15 protein-coding genes are annotated in these 18,164 nt (G+C 74.0%); 5 read left to right on the top strand and 10 right to left on the bottom strand.

From position 1 onward, the window contains the following. Positions 1 to 36 precede the first annotated feature (36 nt). The 4 genes from ABZW03_RS20320 to ABZW03_RS20305 all read right to left on the bottom strand — a co-directional run bounded on the left by ABZW03_RS20320 (position 37) and on the right by ABZW03_RS20305 (position 4,267). Positions 37 to 798, bottom strand: coding sequence for an alpha/beta hydrolase (locus ABZW03_RS20320; protein WP_355259861.1), 762 nt, complete (start codon positions 796 to 798; stop codon positions 37 to 39). A 162-nt stretch (positions 799 to 960) separates the two neighbouring features. Next, the gene (locus ABZW03_RS20315) at positions 961 to 1,824 is read right to left on the bottom strand and encodes a helix-turn-helix domain-containing protein (protein ID WP_355259858.1); all 864 of its coding nucleotides are present in this window, start codon (positions 1,822 to 1,824) and stop codon (positions 961 to 963) included. A 168-nt stretch (positions 1,825 to 1,992) separates the two neighbouring features. Then, positions 1,993 to 2,823, bottom strand: coding sequence for an alpha/beta hydrolase (locus tag ABZW03_RS20310; RefSeq protein ID WP_355259855.1), 831 nt, complete (start codon positions 2,821 to 2,823; stop codon positions 1,993 to 1,995). 154 nt (positions 2,824 to 2,977) lie between these two features. Beyond that, the gene (locus tag ABZW03_RS20305; RefSeq protein WP_355259852.1) at positions 2,978 to 4,267 is read right to left on the bottom strand and encodes a helix-turn-helix domain-containing protein; all 1,290 of its coding nucleotides are present in this window, start codon (positions 4,265 to 4,267) and stop codon (positions 2,978 to 2,980) included. A gap of 516 nt (positions 4,268 to 4,783) precedes the next feature. Here ABZW03_RS20305 and ABZW03_RS20300 point away from each other — a divergent pair. From ABZW03_RS20300 to ABZW03_RS20285, 4 genes are all read left to right on the top strand, one after another. Next, positions 4,784 to 5,239: an SsgA family sporulation/cell division regulator gene (locus tag ABZW03_RS20300; protein WP_355259849.1), complete on the top strand. Its 456-nt coding sequence runs from the start codon at positions 4,784 to 4,786 to the stop codon at positions 5,237 to 5,239. Positions 5,240 to 5,726: 487 nt separating this feature from the next. Then, positions 5,727 to 6,047, top strand: a complete 321-nt coding sequence (locus tag ABZW03_RS20295; protein ID WP_355259846.1) for a hypothetical protein — start codon at positions 5,727 to 5,729, stop codon at positions 6,045 to 6,047. A gap of 3 nt (positions 6,048 to 6,050) precedes the next feature. Then, the gene (locus tag ABZW03_RS20290) at positions 6,051 to 8,177 is read left to right on the top strand and encodes a DUF6571 family protein (protein WP_355259843.1); all 2,127 of its coding nucleotides are present in this window, start codon (positions 6,051 to 6,053) and stop codon (positions 8,175 to 8,177) included. Then, the gene (locus ABZW03_RS20285) at positions 8,177 to 9,166 is read left to right on the top strand and encodes a hypothetical protein (RefSeq protein ID WP_355259840.1); all 990 of its coding nucleotides are present in this window, start codon (positions 8,177 to 8,179) and stop codon (positions 9,164 to 9,166) included. Before ABZW03_RS20290 ends, ABZW03_RS20285 begins: the two co-directional genes overlap by 1 nt. 87 nt (positions 9,167 to 9,253) lie before the next feature. Here ABZW03_RS20285 and ABZW03_RS20280 read toward each other — a convergent pair whose 3' ends face one another. The 3 genes from ABZW03_RS20280 to ABZW03_RS20270 all read right to left on the bottom strand — a co-directional run bounded on the left by ABZW03_RS20280 (position 9,254) and on the right by ABZW03_RS20270 (position 13,567). Beyond that, positions 9,254 to 10,216, bottom strand: coding sequence for a polyprenyl synthetase family protein (locus ABZW03_RS20280; RefSeq protein WP_355259837.1), 963 nt, complete (start codon positions 10,214 to 10,216; stop codon positions 9,254 to 9,256). Positions 10,217 to 10,318: 102 nt separating this feature from the next. Next, entirely contained in the window at positions 10,319 to 13,105 is a 2,787-nt protein-coding gene (locus tag ABZW03_RS20275; protein WP_355259834.1) for an AAA family ATPase, read from the bottom strand. 183 nt (positions 13,106 to 13,288) lie between these two features. After that, positions 13,289 to 13,567: a hypothetical protein gene (locus ABZW03_RS20270; RefSeq protein ID WP_355259831.1), complete on the bottom strand. Its 279-nt coding sequence runs from the start codon at positions 13,565 to 13,567 to the stop codon at positions 13,289 to 13,291. Between the two features lie 195 nt (positions 13,568 to 13,762). On the opposite strand from ABZW03_RS20270, the gene ABZW03_RS20265 reads away from it, so the two are divergent. Further along, on the top strand, positions 13,763 to 14,818 hold the full coding sequence (locus ABZW03_RS20265; RefSeq protein ID WP_355259828.1) for a hypothetical protein: 1,056 nt from the start codon (positions 13,763 to 13,765) through the stop codon (positions 14,816 to 14,818). 11 nt (positions 14,819 to 14,829) lie between these two features. Here the strand turns inward: ABZW03_RS20265 and ABZW03_RS20260 are convergent, their stop codons facing one another. The 3 genes from ABZW03_RS20260 to ABZW03_RS20250 all read right to left on the bottom strand — a co-directional run bounded on the left by ABZW03_RS20260 (position 14,830) and on the right by ABZW03_RS20250 (position 17,955). After that, positions 14,830 to 15,609: a 4'-phosphopantetheinyl transferase superfamily protein gene (locus ABZW03_RS20260; RefSeq protein ID WP_355259825.1), complete on the bottom strand. Its 780-nt coding sequence runs from the start codon at positions 15,607 to 15,609 to the stop codon at positions 14,830 to 14,832. Positions 15,610 to 15,982: 373 nt separating this feature from the next. Further along, positions 15,983 to 16,639, bottom strand: coding sequence for a response regulator transcription factor (locus ABZW03_RS20255; protein ID WP_355259822.1), 657 nt, complete (start codon positions 16,637 to 16,639; stop codon positions 15,983 to 15,985). Beyond that, a complete protein-coding gene (locus ABZW03_RS20250) occupies positions 16,603 to 17,955 on the bottom strand; it encodes a histidine kinase (RefSeq protein ID WP_355259820.1) in 1,353 nt (450 codons plus the stop codon). The genes ABZW03_RS20255 and ABZW03_RS20250 overlap by 37 nt, the downstream gene beginning before the upstream one ends. Positions 17,956 to 18,164 lie beyond the last annotated feature (209 nt).

Genomic DNA, 18,164 nt, shown 5'->3' with positions numbered 1-18,164 from the left:
TCCGAGGCCGTGGCCCCGGACGGGAGCGGAGACGGGTCACTCGGAGACCGACCCCCCGGAGGCCGGCCGCACCGAGACCGCCCGGACGGCGTCGTGGATGAGGTCCGCGACCGTGGACGGCCGGGAGACGGCCACCGAGTGGGAGGCATCCGGCAGTTCGAGGACGGTGGCGCCGGCCCGCTCGGCCGTGAAGCGCTGGATCGCCGGCGGCAGCGCCTGGTCGGCCCCCGCCACCAGGGCCCACGAGGGCGTGCTGCGCCAGGCCGCCACCGTCGGCACGTCGGTGAGCACCCGCTCGGCGGCGGGGCGCTGGAGCGCGGCCAGCACCTGGGCCACCTCCGCGTCGAGGTCCGCCGCGACGAACGGCTGGAAGCACTCCTGGGGCACGCTGAGCTCCGTCGCCCGGTCGGCGCCGTCCGCCGCGTCGGTGGCGAACTCGGTGCGCCGCAGCAGCGGCAGGAGCGGCCCCGGGGTGAAACGGCGGGCGAGCACCTCGTGGCTCTCCCCCACGTCGGGCAGGTACGCGGCCACGTAGACCAGCGCGCGGACGTTGGGGACGGCCCCCGCCTCCGTGATCACGGCACCCCCGTAGGAGTGGCCGACCAGGACGACCGGCCCGGCGATGCCCGCGACGACGGAGGCCAGGTAGGCGGCATCGTGGGCCAGCCCGCGCAGCGGGTTCGCGACGGCGAGGACCGTCAGGCCCCGTCTGTGGAGCTCGGCGACGACGCCGAACCAGGTGGTCGCGTCGGAACAGCCGTCGTGGACCAGCACGACGGTGGGCCGGGTGGAGTGCATGGCTGCCTTTCGGAGGGCGCCGGACGGCGAGGCCCGCGGTCGACGGGCGTGCGTGATCGCCAGGCGGCGGCAGGGAGGGTGGGTGGTGCCGGGTGGTGGGGGGTGGTGAAGGGCACTGCGGGGCACAGGAGTTCAGGAGACCGGAAGCCGGCGGATCGGAGTTCAGGAGGCCGGATCGTGGCCGTCGGCCTGCCCGGCGTAGGCCTGCCACTCGCGGGGCGAGACCCCGTACGCGTCGCGGAACGCCCGGCTGAAGTGGGAGTGGCTGACGAAGCCCCACCGGTGCGCGACGGCGGAGACGCTGGTCTGCCGGCGGGACGGGCGCTCCAGCTCCCGGCGGCAGGCGTCCAGCCGGCGCTGCCGCACCCACTGGCCCACGGTCATCCCGTCCTGCTGGAAGAGCTTGTGCAGGTAGCGCACCGAGATGTGCTGCGAGCGGGCGATCGATTCGGGCGCGAGGTCCGGGTCGGCGAGGTTCTCCTCGATGTGGGCGCGGATCCGCGCCAGCAGCTCGGCCGCGCCGGTCGGGTGCTCCGGGCTCTCCCGTTCGAGCAGTTCGGTCACCAGGATGGCGACGATGTCGGAGACGCTGCGGGCGAGGTGGTTGCCCGGCCGGGCGCGGTGGGCCCGGGCCTGGGTGGCGAGGGTCCGCAGGAAGTGGGAGGCGAGCGAGCCGACGCCCTCGTTCCCCCGCGCCAGCAGGCCGCCCGTGCGCCGGACGTCGTCGGCCCGGACGCCCAGGTAGAAGCAGGGGACGCGGAAGTGGACCATCCGGCACTCGGCGTCCTGCAGCAGGCCCGCCGGGTGCACCGTGGTGCCGATCAGCAGGTCCCCGGGCGCGAGCGCGGTGCTGACGCCGTGGCGCCGGACGGAGGCCGCGCCGCGGACGTGCAGGGCGACGTAGAGGCAGTCCTCGGGGTCGGTCCCGGGCGGTGGGGAGAGGATGTCGATGCAGCCGCTGCCGCCGTCACGGGCGGTCCGGCCGAGCTGGTGGACCTCGACTTCGGGCTCGGGGGTTTCGGGCATGGGTGAGGGACCCGACGGGATCACGGGGGGCTCCGACCGGTTCGTTGGTGCTGTGCGGGTGCGGGGAGGCGGCTCGCCGCACCGCCGGACGGGTCGCGAAGGGTCGCGACGGTGGGGCGGCGGAACGGCGGGACGTTCAGATGTTCAGGCGTTCAGATGTTCAGGCGTTCAGGAGAGGAACTCGTCCACGACGGCGTTGAACGCGCCGGGGTTCTCCAGGAACGGGAAGTGCGAGCTCGCGACGCTCGCCGGGAACACGTGGAGGCGGGCGCCGGGGATCCGCGCGGCGATGAAGCGCTGGGAGGCCGGGTCGACGTGGCTCCCCTCGCAGCCGAGCACCAGGGTCGGGACGTCGATGCGGTCGAGGGCGTCGCGCCAGTCCTGGGCGCAGTGGTCGAAGAGCAGCGGGACGCCCGCGTACGCCGGGGTGGCCCGGATCTGCCCGGTCACGAAGGCCAGCAGCTCCGGGTCGGTGTCCCCGGTGAACATCGAGCGGACGAAGTCCTCGCGGACCCGGTCCCCGTCCGGCCCGGCCAGCGCGGCCCCCAGCTCCAGGAGCCCCGCCACGTCGAAGATGGCGCCGCAGTCGCGCTGCTCGGCCGGGGACATCCAGGGCACCGCCGCCACGGCGGCCGGCTGGTCGACCAGGACGAGCCGGCGGATCCGGCCGGTGCCGTACTGGTCGAGGAAGCTCCACCAGACCGAGGCGCCCATCGACCAGCCCAGCGCGTCGAAGGCGCCCAGGCCCAGGTGGTCGACCAGGGCGAGGACGTCGCGGGCCAGGCGGGCGACGCGGTAGCCGTGGCGGGGCTTCTCCGAGCGGCCGTGGCCGCGGAAGTCCACCGTCACGACGCGCCGGCCCGGGGCCAGTCCGTCGAGCTGGTGGCGGAACATCTCCTGGGTCTGCCCCCAGCCGTGGAGCAGCACCAGCGGGACTCCGTCGCCGCCGCTGTCGCGGTAGGCGAGGCGCACACCGTCGTTCGTCGTCAGTTCGTGCATGGGCTCGTTCGTGTCCGTTCGTTCGGCGCGCGGGTTCGGTGGATCCGGAACCCGTAGGTCGCCGGGGGATGAGCGGCAGCTCGTAGTTCGATTCTCGCCGGGCCGTGAACCCGTTGACCACCGACCAACGTAGGGATTGCCCGACGGAGCTTCATCACTCTGTAGCAACGGCGCGGTTCCTCCGGGCCGGCGTCGACCCGGCGGCCGCCTCCGCCGGCGCCTGCAGCAGGTCCCACAGCCGCAGTCCCATGTGCAGCACCAGGCGGTGCGCGCCGTCGTCCAGGTCCAGGCCGGTGATCTCCTGGATCTGGCGCAGCCGGTAGTACAGCGAGGTGCGGTGGACCTCCAGGACCTCCGCGGTCTTGGGCGCCGACCCGGCGTTCTCCAGGAAGCAGCGCAGGGTCTCCTCCAGCTTGGCGTTGCCGCCGCCGCCCAGCAGCCGCCGCAGCGGCTCCGGCAGCAGGGACTCGTTGAGCGCGCTGTCGGGCAGCTGGAGGAACACCGCGTACTCGCCGAGCCGCTCCCAGTCGCCGATGCCCTCCAGCCGGGGCAGCCGGCGGGCCGCGCGCGCCGCCACCCGGGCCTGGTCGTACGAGATCCACGCCTCGGAGAGCGCCCTCCGGCGTCCGCCCACGCCCACCACCGCGGTCGGCCCCGGGCCCAGGAAGGTCCGCAGCGAGCGGACGACGGCGCGGCTCTGCTGCTCCAGGTCCTCCTCGGCCGGCTCCCGGTCGAAGACCTGCACCAGGACCGCCCGGTCCTGCTCGATCGCCGCCAGGCCGCGGGCCCTGGCGGTCTGCCGGAAGGGCTCCAGTGCCCCGCGCAGCGCGACCGCGGTCGGACCGGACGGCCCCCGCTGCGCGGCGACGGTCACGCCGGTCACCACCACGTGGGGGCCCGCCGGCAGGAGGCCGTCGTCCACGATCCGCTGGTGCGCCGCGCAGCGCTGCTCCGAGTCCGAGCCGACCAGCTGGTGGACCAGTCGGCGGGTCTGCTCCTCGTCGTCGTCCGAGGCCAGCCGGTCGGCGTACATCTCGGCCGCCACCGCGCGGGCGACCTCGTCGATGGCCTCGGTCTCGGCCCCGGTGAGGGGCTCCCCCGCCGCCACGACCATGAGGATGCCCAGCATGTGGCCCCGCTCGCGGACCGGGACGCAGTAGCGCGGCTGCAGCCCCAGGTCGTCACGGCCCGGCAGGATGCCGGGCCGGGTCCACTGGGCGACGCCCTGCGCCAGCACGTAGCGGATGGCCTCGTCGTCCGCGATGCCCTGCAGCAGCGTGCGCACCCGCACCCGGTCCTCGTCGCCGAAGTGCCGGCTGGTGCAGATCATCCGCACCAACGGGTCGTCCAGGACGACGGAGCGCCCCAGTTCCTCGGCCAGCCCGTCCACCAACGCCTGCAGCGCCTCGCCTCCCGAGCGTGCACGCTGAATCCACCTGTTCATGATCGAAATCCTCCCGGCGCCCTTCATACAAGCAGCGAAACGGGGCGGGCAAACCTTCGACGAACCGAGGATTCAACCCTTCCGCCCGGGCCCGGCGGCGGTCACCCCCGCGCCGGGAGGACGCTCCGCGCGCACCGTCCGGAACATTCGACGCACCGCCAATTGACCTCCACCATACGCGAGTTGAGGTGCAACTTGGCGGCCTGGAAGGTCTTCGGACCTGGCACGGCCCGCACCTCGCTCCGACCGCCGGGCCGGACAGAGGTGACAACCGCGAGCCCCCGGCCCGTCCTCCCCACCGGGCGAAGAGTGCGCGGAACGTCAGCTCCCGGTGCACGGCCGGAACATCCTCGCGCTCCCCGCTTCCTAGCGTGAGCAGCGATCCGCCTCCCCCTGCTCCTCGGCAGCTCCCAGGGCCCGAGGCGAGAGCGTCGCGCCCCCACCGGCGCCCGTCCCGACCGGACGGTCCGCTCGACCCTCTCGACCACCGTCCCGACACCGCCCAGGAGACTCCCCGTGCCCCCGCACCACTCCCTCCCCAGCCCCCGGCCCCGCCCGGAGGCCACCAGCGCCGACCTCTCCCTCGACGCCCGGCTCGTCCTCGGCGAGCACGAGACCGTCGACGTCCCGGTCCGCCTCGGCTACCGCAGCGACGACCCCTTCGCCGTCGCCCTCCAGTTCCTCGGCCCCGCATCCGAGGCCGGCACCTGGCGCTTCTCCCGCGACCTCCTCTGGGAGGGCCTGCAGAAGCCCGCCGGCCTCGGCGACGTCCGCATCTGGCCCCCCTGCACCTGCCACGGCCGCGCCTCCCTGCGCATCATGCTCCGCGGCCGCGACAGCGTCGTCCTCGTCGACCTCCCCTCCCGCCAGATCCGCCGCTGGCTCCGCCGCGAAACCTTCACCCTCGTCCCCCGGGGCACCGAAGCCACCCACATCGACTGGCCCACCGAACTCGACCACCTGACCCCCTGACCCGCTCGGTCCGCGCGCGGCGGTCGAACCCGCTCCGCGAACCCCCCGTTCAGGGAGCGCGAACCCTCCTGGGCATCTCGGACACCGGGAGTCACCCGGCCCCGGACACACCGAGGGCGAACGGCCCGGCCGCCGCAACAGGCACCCCAGGCGGCCGGCCCGCCCCTGCTCGCCGATCCGTTGACCGACCCCGCAGAGCACCCACCCCACCGACGGCCGGCCGATCCGACGATCGACCGGCCGTCCGCCACGAGCACCCCGGATGCCATGCCCGCACGTGGAGCTCGACCGACTTCGTTGGCATTCGATCTTTTCGTATCATCGCTTCGATAGGGCGTCAGCGCGGGACCTGATAGGACAGCACGGCTGGTCCTCATCAGCCCTGGACGCGGTCGCGGGGGCACCGGCCAGGGGACCGGCCTCGCCGCGGCCGCGTCGTGCGCGGTCGACGCCTCGAAGAGTGGCATCGTCGATGGGGGAGCCGGACATGAGTACGCCTGCGGCCAACGGGCAGTTCAGTCTCAACAGCCAGGCCATGAACGGTGCGGTGGCGGCTTTGAACGGTATGGCGTTGAACAATCCGACCGTCGGTGGTGTCGCCGACGAGTCGACCAACGCCGCAGCGACGGCGCACAGCGGTTGGGACACCGCAGGGGCGCTGCGGGCGGCGCTCGCCGAGTGGCACGAGCAGGTGGGTCAGTTGACGGGGAGGCTGCACCAGAACAGTGCGGCGATGGAGCAGACCACCTTGAACTACCACAGCACCAACACCTCCATCGCCGACGCGCTGAAGATCAAGGAGCAGTGAGCGATGCTGGGATACGAGGACGTTCTCAAGGCGAACCCCGGCACGCTCGCCACGGCGGCGGCCAAGTGGCGTGAGATGGCGCAGAAGTTCCACACCATGGAGACCGACTTCGATCAGAAGGTGCTCTCGGTGACCCGTAACGGGCTGTGGACCGGTGGCACCGCCAGCATGGCGAACTTCCAACTGGTCCTCACCAAGGGGCAGATCACCGCCGCCCAGGTCGAGGCGAACGCCGTGGCGTCCCTGCTCGACGACGCGAAGTCGGACTTCGAGGCAGCCCAGAAGCAGGTCCGCGACGCCGCCGACGGCGCGGTCAAGGCCGGCTTCAAGGTCACCGGCACCGGAGTCGCCGTCCTGGACACCAGCACGATGGACAAGGCCACCCTGGACGCGCTGCACCACGACCGCGAGACCCAGGACGCCTACAACGAGGCGGCGGCCAAGTGGACCAAGGCCATCGAGGCCGGTCTGCAGGCAGCCACCGACGCCGACCATCGGGCCGCGACAGCCCTGCGCAGCGCGTCGAAGGCGGGCAGCCCGGACAACACCTTCAACGGCCAGGCGGTCGGCGGCGGCGACGCCGCCGACGCGCAGCGCGCGGCCGCGCTCGCCACCCGCATCGACGGCCTGAGTGCGGAGGAGCGGGACCAGCTGGCGAACCTGATGAGGGCGAACGCGGACAGCCCGCAGTTCTCGCAGACGCTGCTGGACAAGCTCGGCCCCGACGGCATGCTGAAGCTCGCGCAGAACCTCGACGATCCCGGCGACGACGGCGGGAAGAAGGCCTCCTACCCGGGGCTTCGGACGGACCTGACCCGGGCGCTCGCCTCCGCCACCCAGGACCCGAACAGCGACTTCTACAAGAAGTGGCGCGAGTCCATGAAGGGCTCCGGGGACAAGAACTTCGGTTCCAACACCGCGCCGGTGTACGGCTACCAGATCCTGACCACCCTGATGACCAAGGGCAGCGCGAAGTACTCCACGCCCTTCCTCACCGACCTCGCCGACGACATCACCGCCACCGAGAAGGAGAACCCGGGCCGGTGGAGCTACCGGGCCAACCACACCGGCACCGCGCTCGGCGCCGACCCGCTCGACAACGTCCTCACCGTGATGGGCCGCCAGCCCGAGGCCGCGACGGCGTACCTGGACCCGGGCTCGGACGGCTCCAACAAGCGCCTGCACTACCTCATGAAGGAGCGGCACTGGCCGGAGGGCTACCTCACCGACTACACCACGGTCAACATGCCGGACCCGCTCTCCCAGAGCGGTCTCGCCGCCGCGATCGAGGCCGCCACCACCGGCGAGCCGGCCGGCAGCGCCCATGACGGCAAGCACAGCGAGGCGCAGGCCCGGGTCATGCACGACACCATCGTCACCCTGGACGACGGCCAGGGCGGCGACACGATCAAGGACACCCTGCGCCGGCCGCTCGCCAACGCCCTCGCCGACTACGTCGGCGACACCCACGAGCTGCTCAACGGGCGCAACGACGTGTACGGCGCCCACACCGGGCACGACTCGGTCTGGAAGGACGGCGACACCGTGCGGATGGCCGTCGGCCAGGACAGTCTGGTCCGGGTCATGCGCGGGCTCTCGGACGACCCCGCCGCGTACGGCGCGCTGCACCAGGCGGAGACCGCGCGGATCGCCCAGGACCTCGCGGACCTCGGACCCCACCCCGATCGTGACGCGGTGAAGGACGTGATGGGCAAGGGCGCGGCCGCCCTGGGCGTCTACGACGCGATCCGTGCCGACGCGGCGATGGACATGCGCGACGACAAGAACGCCCAGGCCGACTGGAAGGCCAAGATCCTCTATCACACCGTCGGCGCGCCGATCACGCCGATCCCGGTGGTCGGTGACGCCGCCCAGCGCCTGGTCGACACCTGGACCTACGAGGTCAGTCTGAATGAGAAGGACCGGAACAACACCGAGGCCAATGCCAAGATCTCGGACACCTACCTGGACGGCACCAAGGAGATGTCCGACCTGGTCGGCATCTGGGCCCGCAACCGTGGCATGAGCCCGGAGGACCACATGATCAACGGGCTCCAGGACGACGTCCTGAACACCCGCAACCGCAGCAGCGACGTCGCCGGACGCTACCTCGGCCGGGGCAACGCCTGATGGCCGCCGTCCGTACCTCCCGCCGCGCCGCCGTCGTCGCCATCGCGCTGGTGGTGGCGGCCGCGGCCGGTCTGGGCCTCTGGTGGACGCTCGGCCGCGACGACGCCGACCGCGACTGCACCGGCCTGCGCGCCGACGACCGCGTCCGCACGGTACTCGGCTCCGCCTGGCGCTCCGACCTGCACTGCACCGATCTGGCCGACGGACTGCGCCGGGCCACCACGGGCGACCAGCCCGGCGTCCACACCCTGGAGCAGGCGCGCGCCATGCGCGCCCTCGTCCTCGCGCTCGCCGAGAGCAAGGGCCACCGGGTCCACCCGGACGTCCGCCGCCCCCTCGCCGAAGCCCTCGCCGACTACGCCGCCGACACCCACGCCGTTCTGACCCTCGTCAACGACCCGTACAACGCGCACGCCGGGTGGCGCGACGACGCCTGGCAGGACGACCAGGGCGTCCACTTCTCCGTCCACCAGCGTGAGTTGGTCCCGGTACTGCGCGGCCTCTCGGAGGACCCGACCGCCTACGCCCTGCTCCGCGCCGCCGACCAGCGGCAGGCCGCCGCCGGCTTTGCCACGGTCAAGCCGAACCCGCCCGATACCCGGATCGAGAACCAAGTGGGGCTCGCCGCCATGCCCGCCGGAGCCTACGACGCGATCGCCGACGACGTACTCCGCAAGCGCGACACCGATGCCCGGTCGGCTTGGCGGAAGGAGGCGCTGAGCCGCTTCCAGGCCGCCAAGGCCGACCCCGTGCCGGACTACTCCGCCGCCCCGGCCGACCACCTGGCCGCCGCCTGCCTGGCCAGGGTCGACCCGAACGACGCGAGCGGCTTCGTCGGGCTCCAGAGCCAGACCGTCTGCCTGCTCAACCGGTGGTCCGTGGCCTCCGGCGCGAACCTCGGTGAACACACGCTGGGCGCACTCGGAGACCGGGCGATGACCACCGCCCACACCGGGCGGCAGGAGGCGGAGAAGGCCCTCGCGCCGTAGCTTCCCCCGAGAGCGCTCCGTCGGCTCCGGCAGCCGGTGGAGCGCTCTTGCCCTGACGCCCCCGACGCGGAGGCCGGGGCGGCGGGCTCAGGGGCTTACCAACTGGACGGCCAGGGAGGTGAGTTCGGTGCGCCAGGCGGGGGTGAGGGGGGCCGGGGCGAGGGCGCGGGCGGCGTGGTCGAGAAGGGTGCCGATGGTCTCCTCGGCCCGGGCGCGCTCCTCCGCGTCGAGGAGGACCTCGCGCAGGAGTTCGCCGTACCAGTCGCGTTCCCAGCCGCCGGTGAGGAAGCCGCGGACCCGCCAGGCGGCGTGCAGGGCGCGGGCGTAGTCCTGGTAGGCCACCGCGAGATCCCCCCGGCCGGCCAGCGCGGCACCGATCAGCAGCGGGTGCCGCACCGCGTACCACCCGGTGCCGCAGCCGCGGGTGCAGCCGCCGAGGCAGCCGGAGGGCCAGGAGTTGGCGAGGTAGCGGCAGGAGAGGGCGGAGTCGACGTAGCTGCCGCCGAGCCGGCCGATCCGCAGGTCGTGCCAGACCTGCCGGGCGGCGGAGGGGAGGTCGCCGGCGACGCGGTCGGCGAGGGCCGCGGCGAGGTCGCTGACCAGGACGGCCACGCCCCGGCCGAAGCCACGGGCGTCGCCGCCCCAGTCGTTGCGCTCGTGCTCGGCCGCGTGCTGGACGTGCAGGGTGGGCGCGCCGCGGCGCAGCGGGGCGTTCTGCCACAGGTCGCGGCGGATCTGGTAGCCGGTGTCGAGGAGTTCGAGGGCGACCGCCGCGTCGGCGGCGTGGTCGCCGGCCGCCTCGCCACCGGCCGCCTCGCCACCGGCGGCGAGGTAGCCGGTGGTCACGAGGGCGGGCCGGATCCGCTCGCCGCCGGGAAGGAGCAGGTCCGCCAGCGCGTCGACCAACGGGACGGCCCTCGGGTCGACGGCCCGGCACCTGGCCTGTTCGGCGTGCAGCAGGGCGCCGAGGCGTTCCTCGACGCGGGCGAGCAGGCCGGTGCGCTGCAGCCCGGGCACGACCGCCTCCGGCGGCCTCGGCTGCGTCGTCATGGTGCCTCCGTGGGGGCCTCCCGGTAAACGGCCGGGTTCGGCGGACGCGGGCGGGCGCCGGCCCCCGCTGTCCATGGGCCGGCGCCGCGCGGACGACACCGCTCAGACCTGGCCGACGGAGCCGAAAAGGTGCATCTCGGCGGCGAGTTCCTGTCGGCGGGTGATGTTGAGCTTGCGGTAGATCCGGGTGAGGTGCTGTTCGACGGTGCTGACGGTGATGTACAGCTTCGTCGCGATCTCGCGGTTGGTGTGGCCGTACACCGCGAGCATGGCCACCCGCTTCTCGGAGTCACTGAGCCGGGACTCCGGTTCGACCTGGCCGCGGCTGTCCTCGGCGGGGCCGCCGGAGGGCATGTCGAGACCGGGGGCGATCTGCCCGCGCAGCGCGTCGGCGCCGCACTCCTTGGCCAGCTGCCAGGCCCGCCGGTTGACCATGTTGGCTCGACTGGCGTCGCCGTGCTCCTTCAGGACGCGACCGAAGTCGACGAGGGTGCGGGCGAGTTCGTAGCGGTCCTCGGAGTCGCGCAGCTCGTCGACGGCGCGGGCGAGCAGGCTGTGCCGTTCCCGCGGGTCGCTGATGGCCGCCCGGACGCGCAGGGTCAGGCCGGAGATCCACGGGTGGGCGGCGTCGCGGAAGGCGAGCTGGTCGGTGACCAGCCGGGCGGCCTGCTCGACCTCGCCGAGCTGGATCAGCGCCTCGGCGGCTCCGGTGCGCCACGGGGTGAGCAGCGGGCGGTCGAGTCCCCAGCGCTTCAGGGTGCGGCCGATCTCCAGGAAGTCGCCGAGGGCCGCGTGGAAGCGGTGGGTGGCGAGGTGGTACTGGCCGCGGGCGCGCAGGTAGCGGATGCCGTGGATGCTGGTGGTCAGGGCGTCGGGCAGGGGCCGGCTGAGTTCGCGGGCCGCGATGTCGTGGCGTCCGGCGGCGGTGGCCGCGCGGATCAGGACGGCCGCGACGCCGCCGGCGAAGACGCTCCCGCCGCGTTCGGGCAGCAGGTCGAGGGCGGCCTCGGCCTGCTCCCGGGCGCCGGTCAGGTCGCCCTGGCGGAGCAGGGTCTCGGCGTACAGGGCGGTGAAGGTGGACTGCCAGCCGGGGGCGCCGCGCCGGACGGCCTCCTCCTGGAAGACCTGGCACCAGGGCAGCGCGCGGGCCGGGCCGTCGGTGGCCAGCAGGGCCCGGACGGCCTGCACGATGGGTGCCGCGGTGCCGCCGCCCAGGGTGGCGCCGCGCAGGAACATCTCGGCCGCGGCGCCGGCCACGCCGTCCGCCGAGTACTCGGGGATCGCCCACAGGCCGGTGGGGGCGGAGGGCCTGACCGGCAGGGGTTCGGCGGGGCCGGCGGGCCGGCCGGCTCCGCTCTGCTCGGCCGGGGCCGCACCGCCGCCCCACCAGGGGAAGGCGGAGAGGCCGTCCAGCGGGTCGGCGCCGCGGCCGAGCCGGCCGGGGTGGACGGCGCGTTCGGCCTCGCGGCCGGCGGTGAACCGTTCCAGGGCCTCGCCGGCCTCGTCGATCCGGCCCTGTTCGGTGAGCAGCCGGGCGAGCGGGCCGAGCCGGGCCTGGCCGAGCCGGCCGGCGCGCAGGGTCTCCAGGGGGCCGGCGAGGTCGCGTTCGGCGGCGCTGGGGTTGGTCCGCCAGGTGATGGCGGCGAGCATGGTGCGGAACTGGTCGCGCTGTTCGTCGTCCGCCCGGCCCCGGTGGGCGAGTTCGAGGCAGGCGGCGGCGCAGTCGGTGGCGCCGTCGGCGAGCAGCTGCTCGGCGGCGGTGGAGAGCACGGCGACGGCCCACGGCAGGTCGGTGGAGCCGGCGGCGAGCAGTTGGACGGCCACGACGGCGGTGGGGGCGCCGTCGCGGTACAGGAGTTCGGCGGCGCGCCGGTGCAGGGCGCCGCGGTCCTGCGGGTCCATCCGGTCCAGGACCGCCTGGTGGGCGACGGGGTGGTGGAAGCGGTGGCCGTCGAGGATGCCGGCGGCGGCGAGCGCGGCGGTGTCGCGGGCGACCGCGCCCTCGGTGCTGTCGAGCATCCGGACGGCGAGGTCGGCCGAGGCGTGCTCGCCGAGGACGGCGATCACCTCGGCGAGGCGGCGCGCGGCCGGCCCGCTGCGGTGCAGGCAGGCCAGCAGGGCCCGGGTGAAGGCGCGGCCGGGCTCCGGGGCCCGGCCGCCGACCCGGTGCTCGTCGATCAGGGCGCGCAGCAGCAGCGGGTTGCCGCCGGCCACCTCGACGGGCGGCAGCGCGCCTCCGGCCGGGGCGGCGCCCGGTCCGCCGGTGCCCGGTCCGCCGGTGTCCAGTCCGCCGGTGCCCGTTTCGCCGCTGCCCGGTTCGCCGCTGATCAGGGCGGCCACCGCCTCGGGACGCAGCCGTTCGGCCCTGATCCGGACGAAGTTGCGGGTGCGCAGCAGTTCGGTGCCGTACCGGTCGTCACCGGATTCGTGCAGCGACTCGGTGCCGACCAGCAGGACGCGGGCGGCGCGGGTGCGGCGGACCAGGTGGATCAGGTAGCGGCAGGACAGCTCGTCGATGTGGTGCAGGTCGTCGACGCAGATCACCACCGGCGCGGTCTCGGCGAGGCGGTGGACGGCGGCGCACAGCGACTGCATGACGTCGATGCGGGCCGGGTCGGCCGCCTCGGCCGGGTCGGGCAGGGCCCCGGCCGGGGCGGCGGCCAGCAGCTGGCCGATGACGCCCAGCGGGAGGTCCCGCTCCACGGCGGTGCCGATGGCGCGCAGCACGGCGGCGCCGGAGGCGGCGGCGCGTTCGGCGAGGGTCTCCAGGAGCTCGCTCTTGCCGCAGCCGACCGCGCCCTCGATCAGCACGATCCCGGGGATTCCCCGGACGCAGTCGGCGAGCGCGGAATCCAGTAGGCCCAGTTCTCGTTCACGATCGATCAACACTCTTGTAGTCCCCCGGTTTTCTTCTGTACCGCGGAATTGCACCCGGATCACGGCAGCAGGGAAAAGCGGCCCCGTGGAAAGGCCGTCCGGGAATTCCGCTCGGCGGCCGGCTTCCGGTCTGGGGAGGGTGAGCGGACGGAGTGTCGGCCGACCGGGCTCGCTCCGATCCGCTCACCGCCGTTTTCAGAAGTCCCGGGTGCCCCCCGCGCCCTGGCGGCCGTCGGGCCGTTCGACGCCCCAGCGGTCGTCCGTCGTGACGTCGGTCCGGCCGTCGTCCGCGCGTCCCAGGTCGGCCCGGCCGGTGCCCCAGCGGTCGTCCGCCCGAACGGTGATCCCCTGGTGGGTACCCCAACGGTCGTCGCCGGGAGGGTTCGCTCCGAAGGTGGCGGCGTGTCCGGCGCCGAGCAGGGAGGCGACCACCACGCCGAGCAGGACGCTCTGAACGGCAAGTCTGTCGCGCATTGTTGAAATCTTCACAGCCTTCCCCCTTCGGGCAATCTTGAACAACCGTCAGTGCGGTTGGCGTCGGCGACCGCCCCGCAGCCAGGCATCGCCCGGCCCATACTCTGCCGTCTCCCGAGGGCCCGATCCGAGCCGATCTCGATGGCGTAAAGTTGCATGGCAGGAACTTCGCAAACACCGACGGGGGGCCAGCAAGTGTTCGGACACCAACCTGTCCAGTCCGGCTTCGCCGAGCTGGACGACCTGAGCGCCCTGGCCTACGGCCACGCGGTCGAGTCAGGACGGTTCGACCGGACCGCCATCTCCGCGAGGCTGGGGGCCGACGAGGCCGAAGTCGACCGCATCGAGAACGTCCTGAGGACGATGCGGCTGCTCCAACCCCGGCCGGGGGATCCGAGCGTGCTCGTCCCGGTCAGTCCGGACGTGGCCGCCGCCGACCTGGTCGGCCCGACGGAGCACCACATCCGGGACCTCAAGCAGGCCGTCACCGACGTGCGCAGCAAACTGCTGTCGCTGACACCCCTCTACTTCGAGGGCCGGCGGCTGCGCAACCGGGTCGAGGCCTTCGACATCGTCAACGACGTCGACGCGATCCAGAGCATGCTCGACCAGCTCGGCCAGACCTGCTGCAAGGAGGTGCTGACCGTCCAGCCCGGCGGCGGCCGCCCGGCCACCCTGCTGCCGGCCGCCCACAAGTCCGCCGAAGGCATGCTGGAGCGCGGGGTGCAGCTGCGCACCATCTACCAGCACACCGCCCGCAGCGACCTGGCGACCAAGGCGTACGTCCGGAGCGTGACCGCCCTCGGCGCGGAGGTCCGCACCGCGGACCAGGTGATCGACCGGATGCTCGTGTACGACCGCGAGACGGTCTTCCTCCCGGCGCGGGTCGCGGGCGAGACCACCGCGGGCGCGGCGATCGTCCGCGAGCCGACCCTGGTGGCCTTCCTGTGTGCGGTGTTCGAGCACCTGTGGGACGCCGCCACCCCGTTCGTCGTCGACACCCCGAAGGCCGCCCTGACCACCGACGACCTCAAGCAGTCCGTCATCCGGCTGATGGCCCGGGGGTACAAGGACGAGATGGTGGCCCGCCGGCTGGGCATGTCGGTGCGCACCTGCCGACGCCACATCTCCGAGATCACGGAGGAGTTGGAGGCCAGCAGCCGCTTCCAGGCCGGCTACAACGCGGCGATGGCGCGGATCCGGGCGGGCGGGGCCGCGCTCGTCGCACCCGCGGAGGACCCGCCGGCGTGACCGCGCCGCGCTCACACCCGGCCCTCGGCCGACCCGGCGTCGTAGAGCGCCGCGCTGACGTAGTGTCCGCTGTCCAGGACGAAGGTGCGGAAGGCCCACTCGCCCGCGCTGCCGGCACTGCCGTCGGGGCGCTCGACCCGGACCGGGCTGCCGTCCGGGCCGAAGCCGAACGCGGTGAAGTCGAACTGCCGGCCCGGCCCGATGGCCTTGCGGTAGGCCTCCTTGAGGTTCCAGAGCCGCACCAGCGCCGGATTGCGCTCCTCCTCGGGCCGGCCGGTCAGGGTCACCAGCTCGTACGGGGTGCACAGGTGGCGGTCCAGGCCCCGTAAGTACAGCGGGCGGTCGGCGCGTTCGACGTCCACCCCGATCAGGCCCCGGGTGGTCAGGCCGACCAGCAGCAGGTCCTCGGAGAGGCTCAGACTGACGTCGACCCGGTCGTGGCCGCGCAGGTACGGCCGCCCGGTCGGGCCGTAGACCAGTTCCACGCTGTTCGGGTCGCCGTCCAGCACCGCGCCCACGGCGCGCTTCAGCAGCTCCCGGGACGCGGCGTAGCGTCGGCGCACGTCCGGATGGGCGAGGCCCAGGTAGCGGGACCAGTCCCGGCCGAGCGCCTTGCCCAGGACGCCGCCGGCCGGCAGCCGCGCCTCCAGGCCGGCGGTTCTGGCGTAGATCAGCGCGGTGCCGCGGTCGGTCAGGTCCGCCCGCGCCCGGCCCCAGGCGTCGTCGCGCGCGAGGACCTCGATGGGGGTGCCGACCTGCGGGCCGGGTACGGAGTTCCCCGAGTCGGTCATGCCTGTCGCTCCAGAACTGAAGGGCTTCCCGTGAGGTCGCACACCTCCGGGCGGTGCGGCGGGAGAAGCCGACGGCCGGCCCACCACCGGGGCACCGATGAGTTCCGGCCCGTGGCCGGCCGGTCTCAGGAACGCGTCCAAACTACCGAGTTCTACGGCAGCGGACCGGCGGTCCGTTCACGGAACACGACGGAGATGGCCCGCCCTTTGCCCACCTCTCGTCAAATCTTTACCTCGCGCACCACGCGCCCCACCGGCCGCGCCGGCGCGCCCACCCCCCCCTGAGACCGTTCCAGGATCGCCCGCCCCGCTGAAGGATCGCTTGGATCGGGGTCGAACCGACCGGTGCGGCCGGGGCGCGGCGGGCCCCGCCTCAGGCCGACCGGGTCCCGTCGAGGTACGCCAGCACCGCGAGCACCCGGCGGTTGTCGTCGTCGGAGGCGCCGAGGCCGAGCTTGGCGAAGATGTTGGAGGTGTGCTTGCTGACGGCGCCCTCGCTGAAGTGCAGGCGTTGGGCGATCGCCGCGTTGGAGCGGCCCTCGGCCATCATCCCGAGGACGTCCCGCTCCCGGGGGGTGAGCAGCGCCAGCGGCTCGTCGTAGGCGTTGCGGGCGAGCAGGCGGGAGATCACCTGGGGGTCCATCACCGTGCCGCCGGCCGCCACGGTGCCCACCGCGTCCACGAACTGGTCGGCCTTGGACACCCGGTCCTTGAGCAGGTAGCCGACGGCTCCGGCGCCGTCCGCGATCAGCTCCCGCGCGTACAGCTGCTCGACGTGCTGGGAGAGCACCAGGACCGGCAGGCCGGGCTGCTCCCGGCGGGCGGCCAGCGCCACCTGGAGGCCCTCGTCGGTGAAGGTGGGCGGCAGCCGGACGTCCACCACCGCGATGTCGGGCCGGTGCTCGGCGAGCGCGGCGGCCAGCTCCGGGCCGCTCTCCACCGCCGCGACGATCTCGTGCCCGTGGGCGCGCAGCAGCAGGGACAGCCCGTCCCTCAGGAGGACGAGGTCCTCGGCGAGGACAACACGCACGGTAGCTCCATGATCAGCCTGGTCGGCCCCCCCGGGGGGCTGCTCAGCGAGAGCGTACCGTCGAAGGGGGCCAGCCTGCGCTGGATGCCCCGCAGGCCACTGCCCTTCGCCGGGTCGGCGCCGCCGTGCCCGTCGTCGGTCACCTCGGCCCGCAACAGCCCGGCCGCGTGCGAGAGTTCGACGGTGGCGCCGCGGGCGCCGCCGTGCTTGACGGCATTGGTCAGCGCCTCGCTGACGGCGAAGTAGACCGCGGACTCCACCGGGGCCTCGGCCCGGCCGGGCAGCTCGGCGCGCACCTCGACCCGCAGCGGCACGTCCAGGGCCAGGGCGCGCACCCCCTCGGCGAGCCCGCGCTCGGCGAGCACCGGCGGGTGGATGCCGCGCACCAGGTCGCGCAGCTCCTGCAGGGCCTGGGTGACGTTCTCCTGGGCGTCCGTCACCACCTGCTTGGCACTGTGCGGGTCGCGGTCGATGAGCGCGACGGCCGCGCCCAGCCGCAGGCTCACCGCGACCAGCCGGGCCTGGGCGCCGTCGTGCAGATCGCGCTCGATCCGGCGCAGCTCGGCGGCCTGGGCCTCGGTCGCGTCCAGGCGGATCTCGGTCAGCTGCTCGACCCGCCGGGCGAGCCGGGAGCGCTCGGTCGGTCCGAGCAGGGCCCGCGTCCAGAGGCCGTACAGCCGCAGCGCGGGCCGGGCGAGTGCGAGGCCGGCGGCGGTCAGCACGAGGCCGAGCGGGGCGGCGAGGGCGCCCGCGGGGGCCGGCAGCAGGTCGTAGCCGGGCCCGGCGGGCAGGCCGGCGGCGGTCAGGGCGGGCTGCGCGAGCCCGTACAGGCCGTAGCCGGCGAGCAGCGGCGCGGCGGCGGCGAGGGCGCCGCCGACCAGCGGGTTCGCGAGCACCCACAGGGCGTCCCGCCAGGTGGCCGGGTCGTTCCACAGCCAGCGGACGGTGGTCGAGAGGTCCGCGAACCAGCGGTTCTTGTGGTAGTCGTGGCCGGTCCAGAACCAGCCGTGCAGGGTGCGCTCCAGGGCCGGGCGCGGCGTGTACGGCGAGGGGACGGGCACCTGCGACCAGTGGCCGGCCGCCCAGCGGGCCCGCTCGGCGGCGGAGCGGACCAGTCTGGTCGCCGCCGGGAAGAGCGGGAAGACGCCCAGGCAGCACCAGAGCAGGAACCCGGCCAGGGAGACCGCCAGCAGCAGGACGGCGACCGGGACGAGGAGCGTCAGGACGGCGAGGAGACCGAGCGCGCCCACGGCCCGGCGCAGCGCTCGGGCCGCACCGGCCCGGTCCAGGGCCGCTCGGGTCTGGGTGCTGCTCACGGCGCCTCCGGTGCGCTGTCGGGTGCGGCGGCCGGGTGCGCGGCCGCACCGGTCATGATGTCAGGGAACGGGTGCGGCCCGGCCCGCCCTGCCGGGGGTGCAGGGCGGGCCGGGCGGGGGGGGGGGGGCGGGGTCAGAAAATGTTGGGGGATTTATAAAAATAAAGCCGTGGTTGGGTTGGGGTTTTTTTTGAGGGGGTGGGGTGCGGA

Origin of the sequence: Kitasatospora sp. NPDC004799, assembly GCF_040609095.1 — a bacterium.
Lineage (GTDB): Bacteria > Actinomycetota > Actinomycetes > Streptomycetales > Streptomycetaceae > Kitasatospora.
Note: the sequence above shows the minus strand (reverse complement) of the source record. Positions and strands in the feature narration are given on the sequence as shown.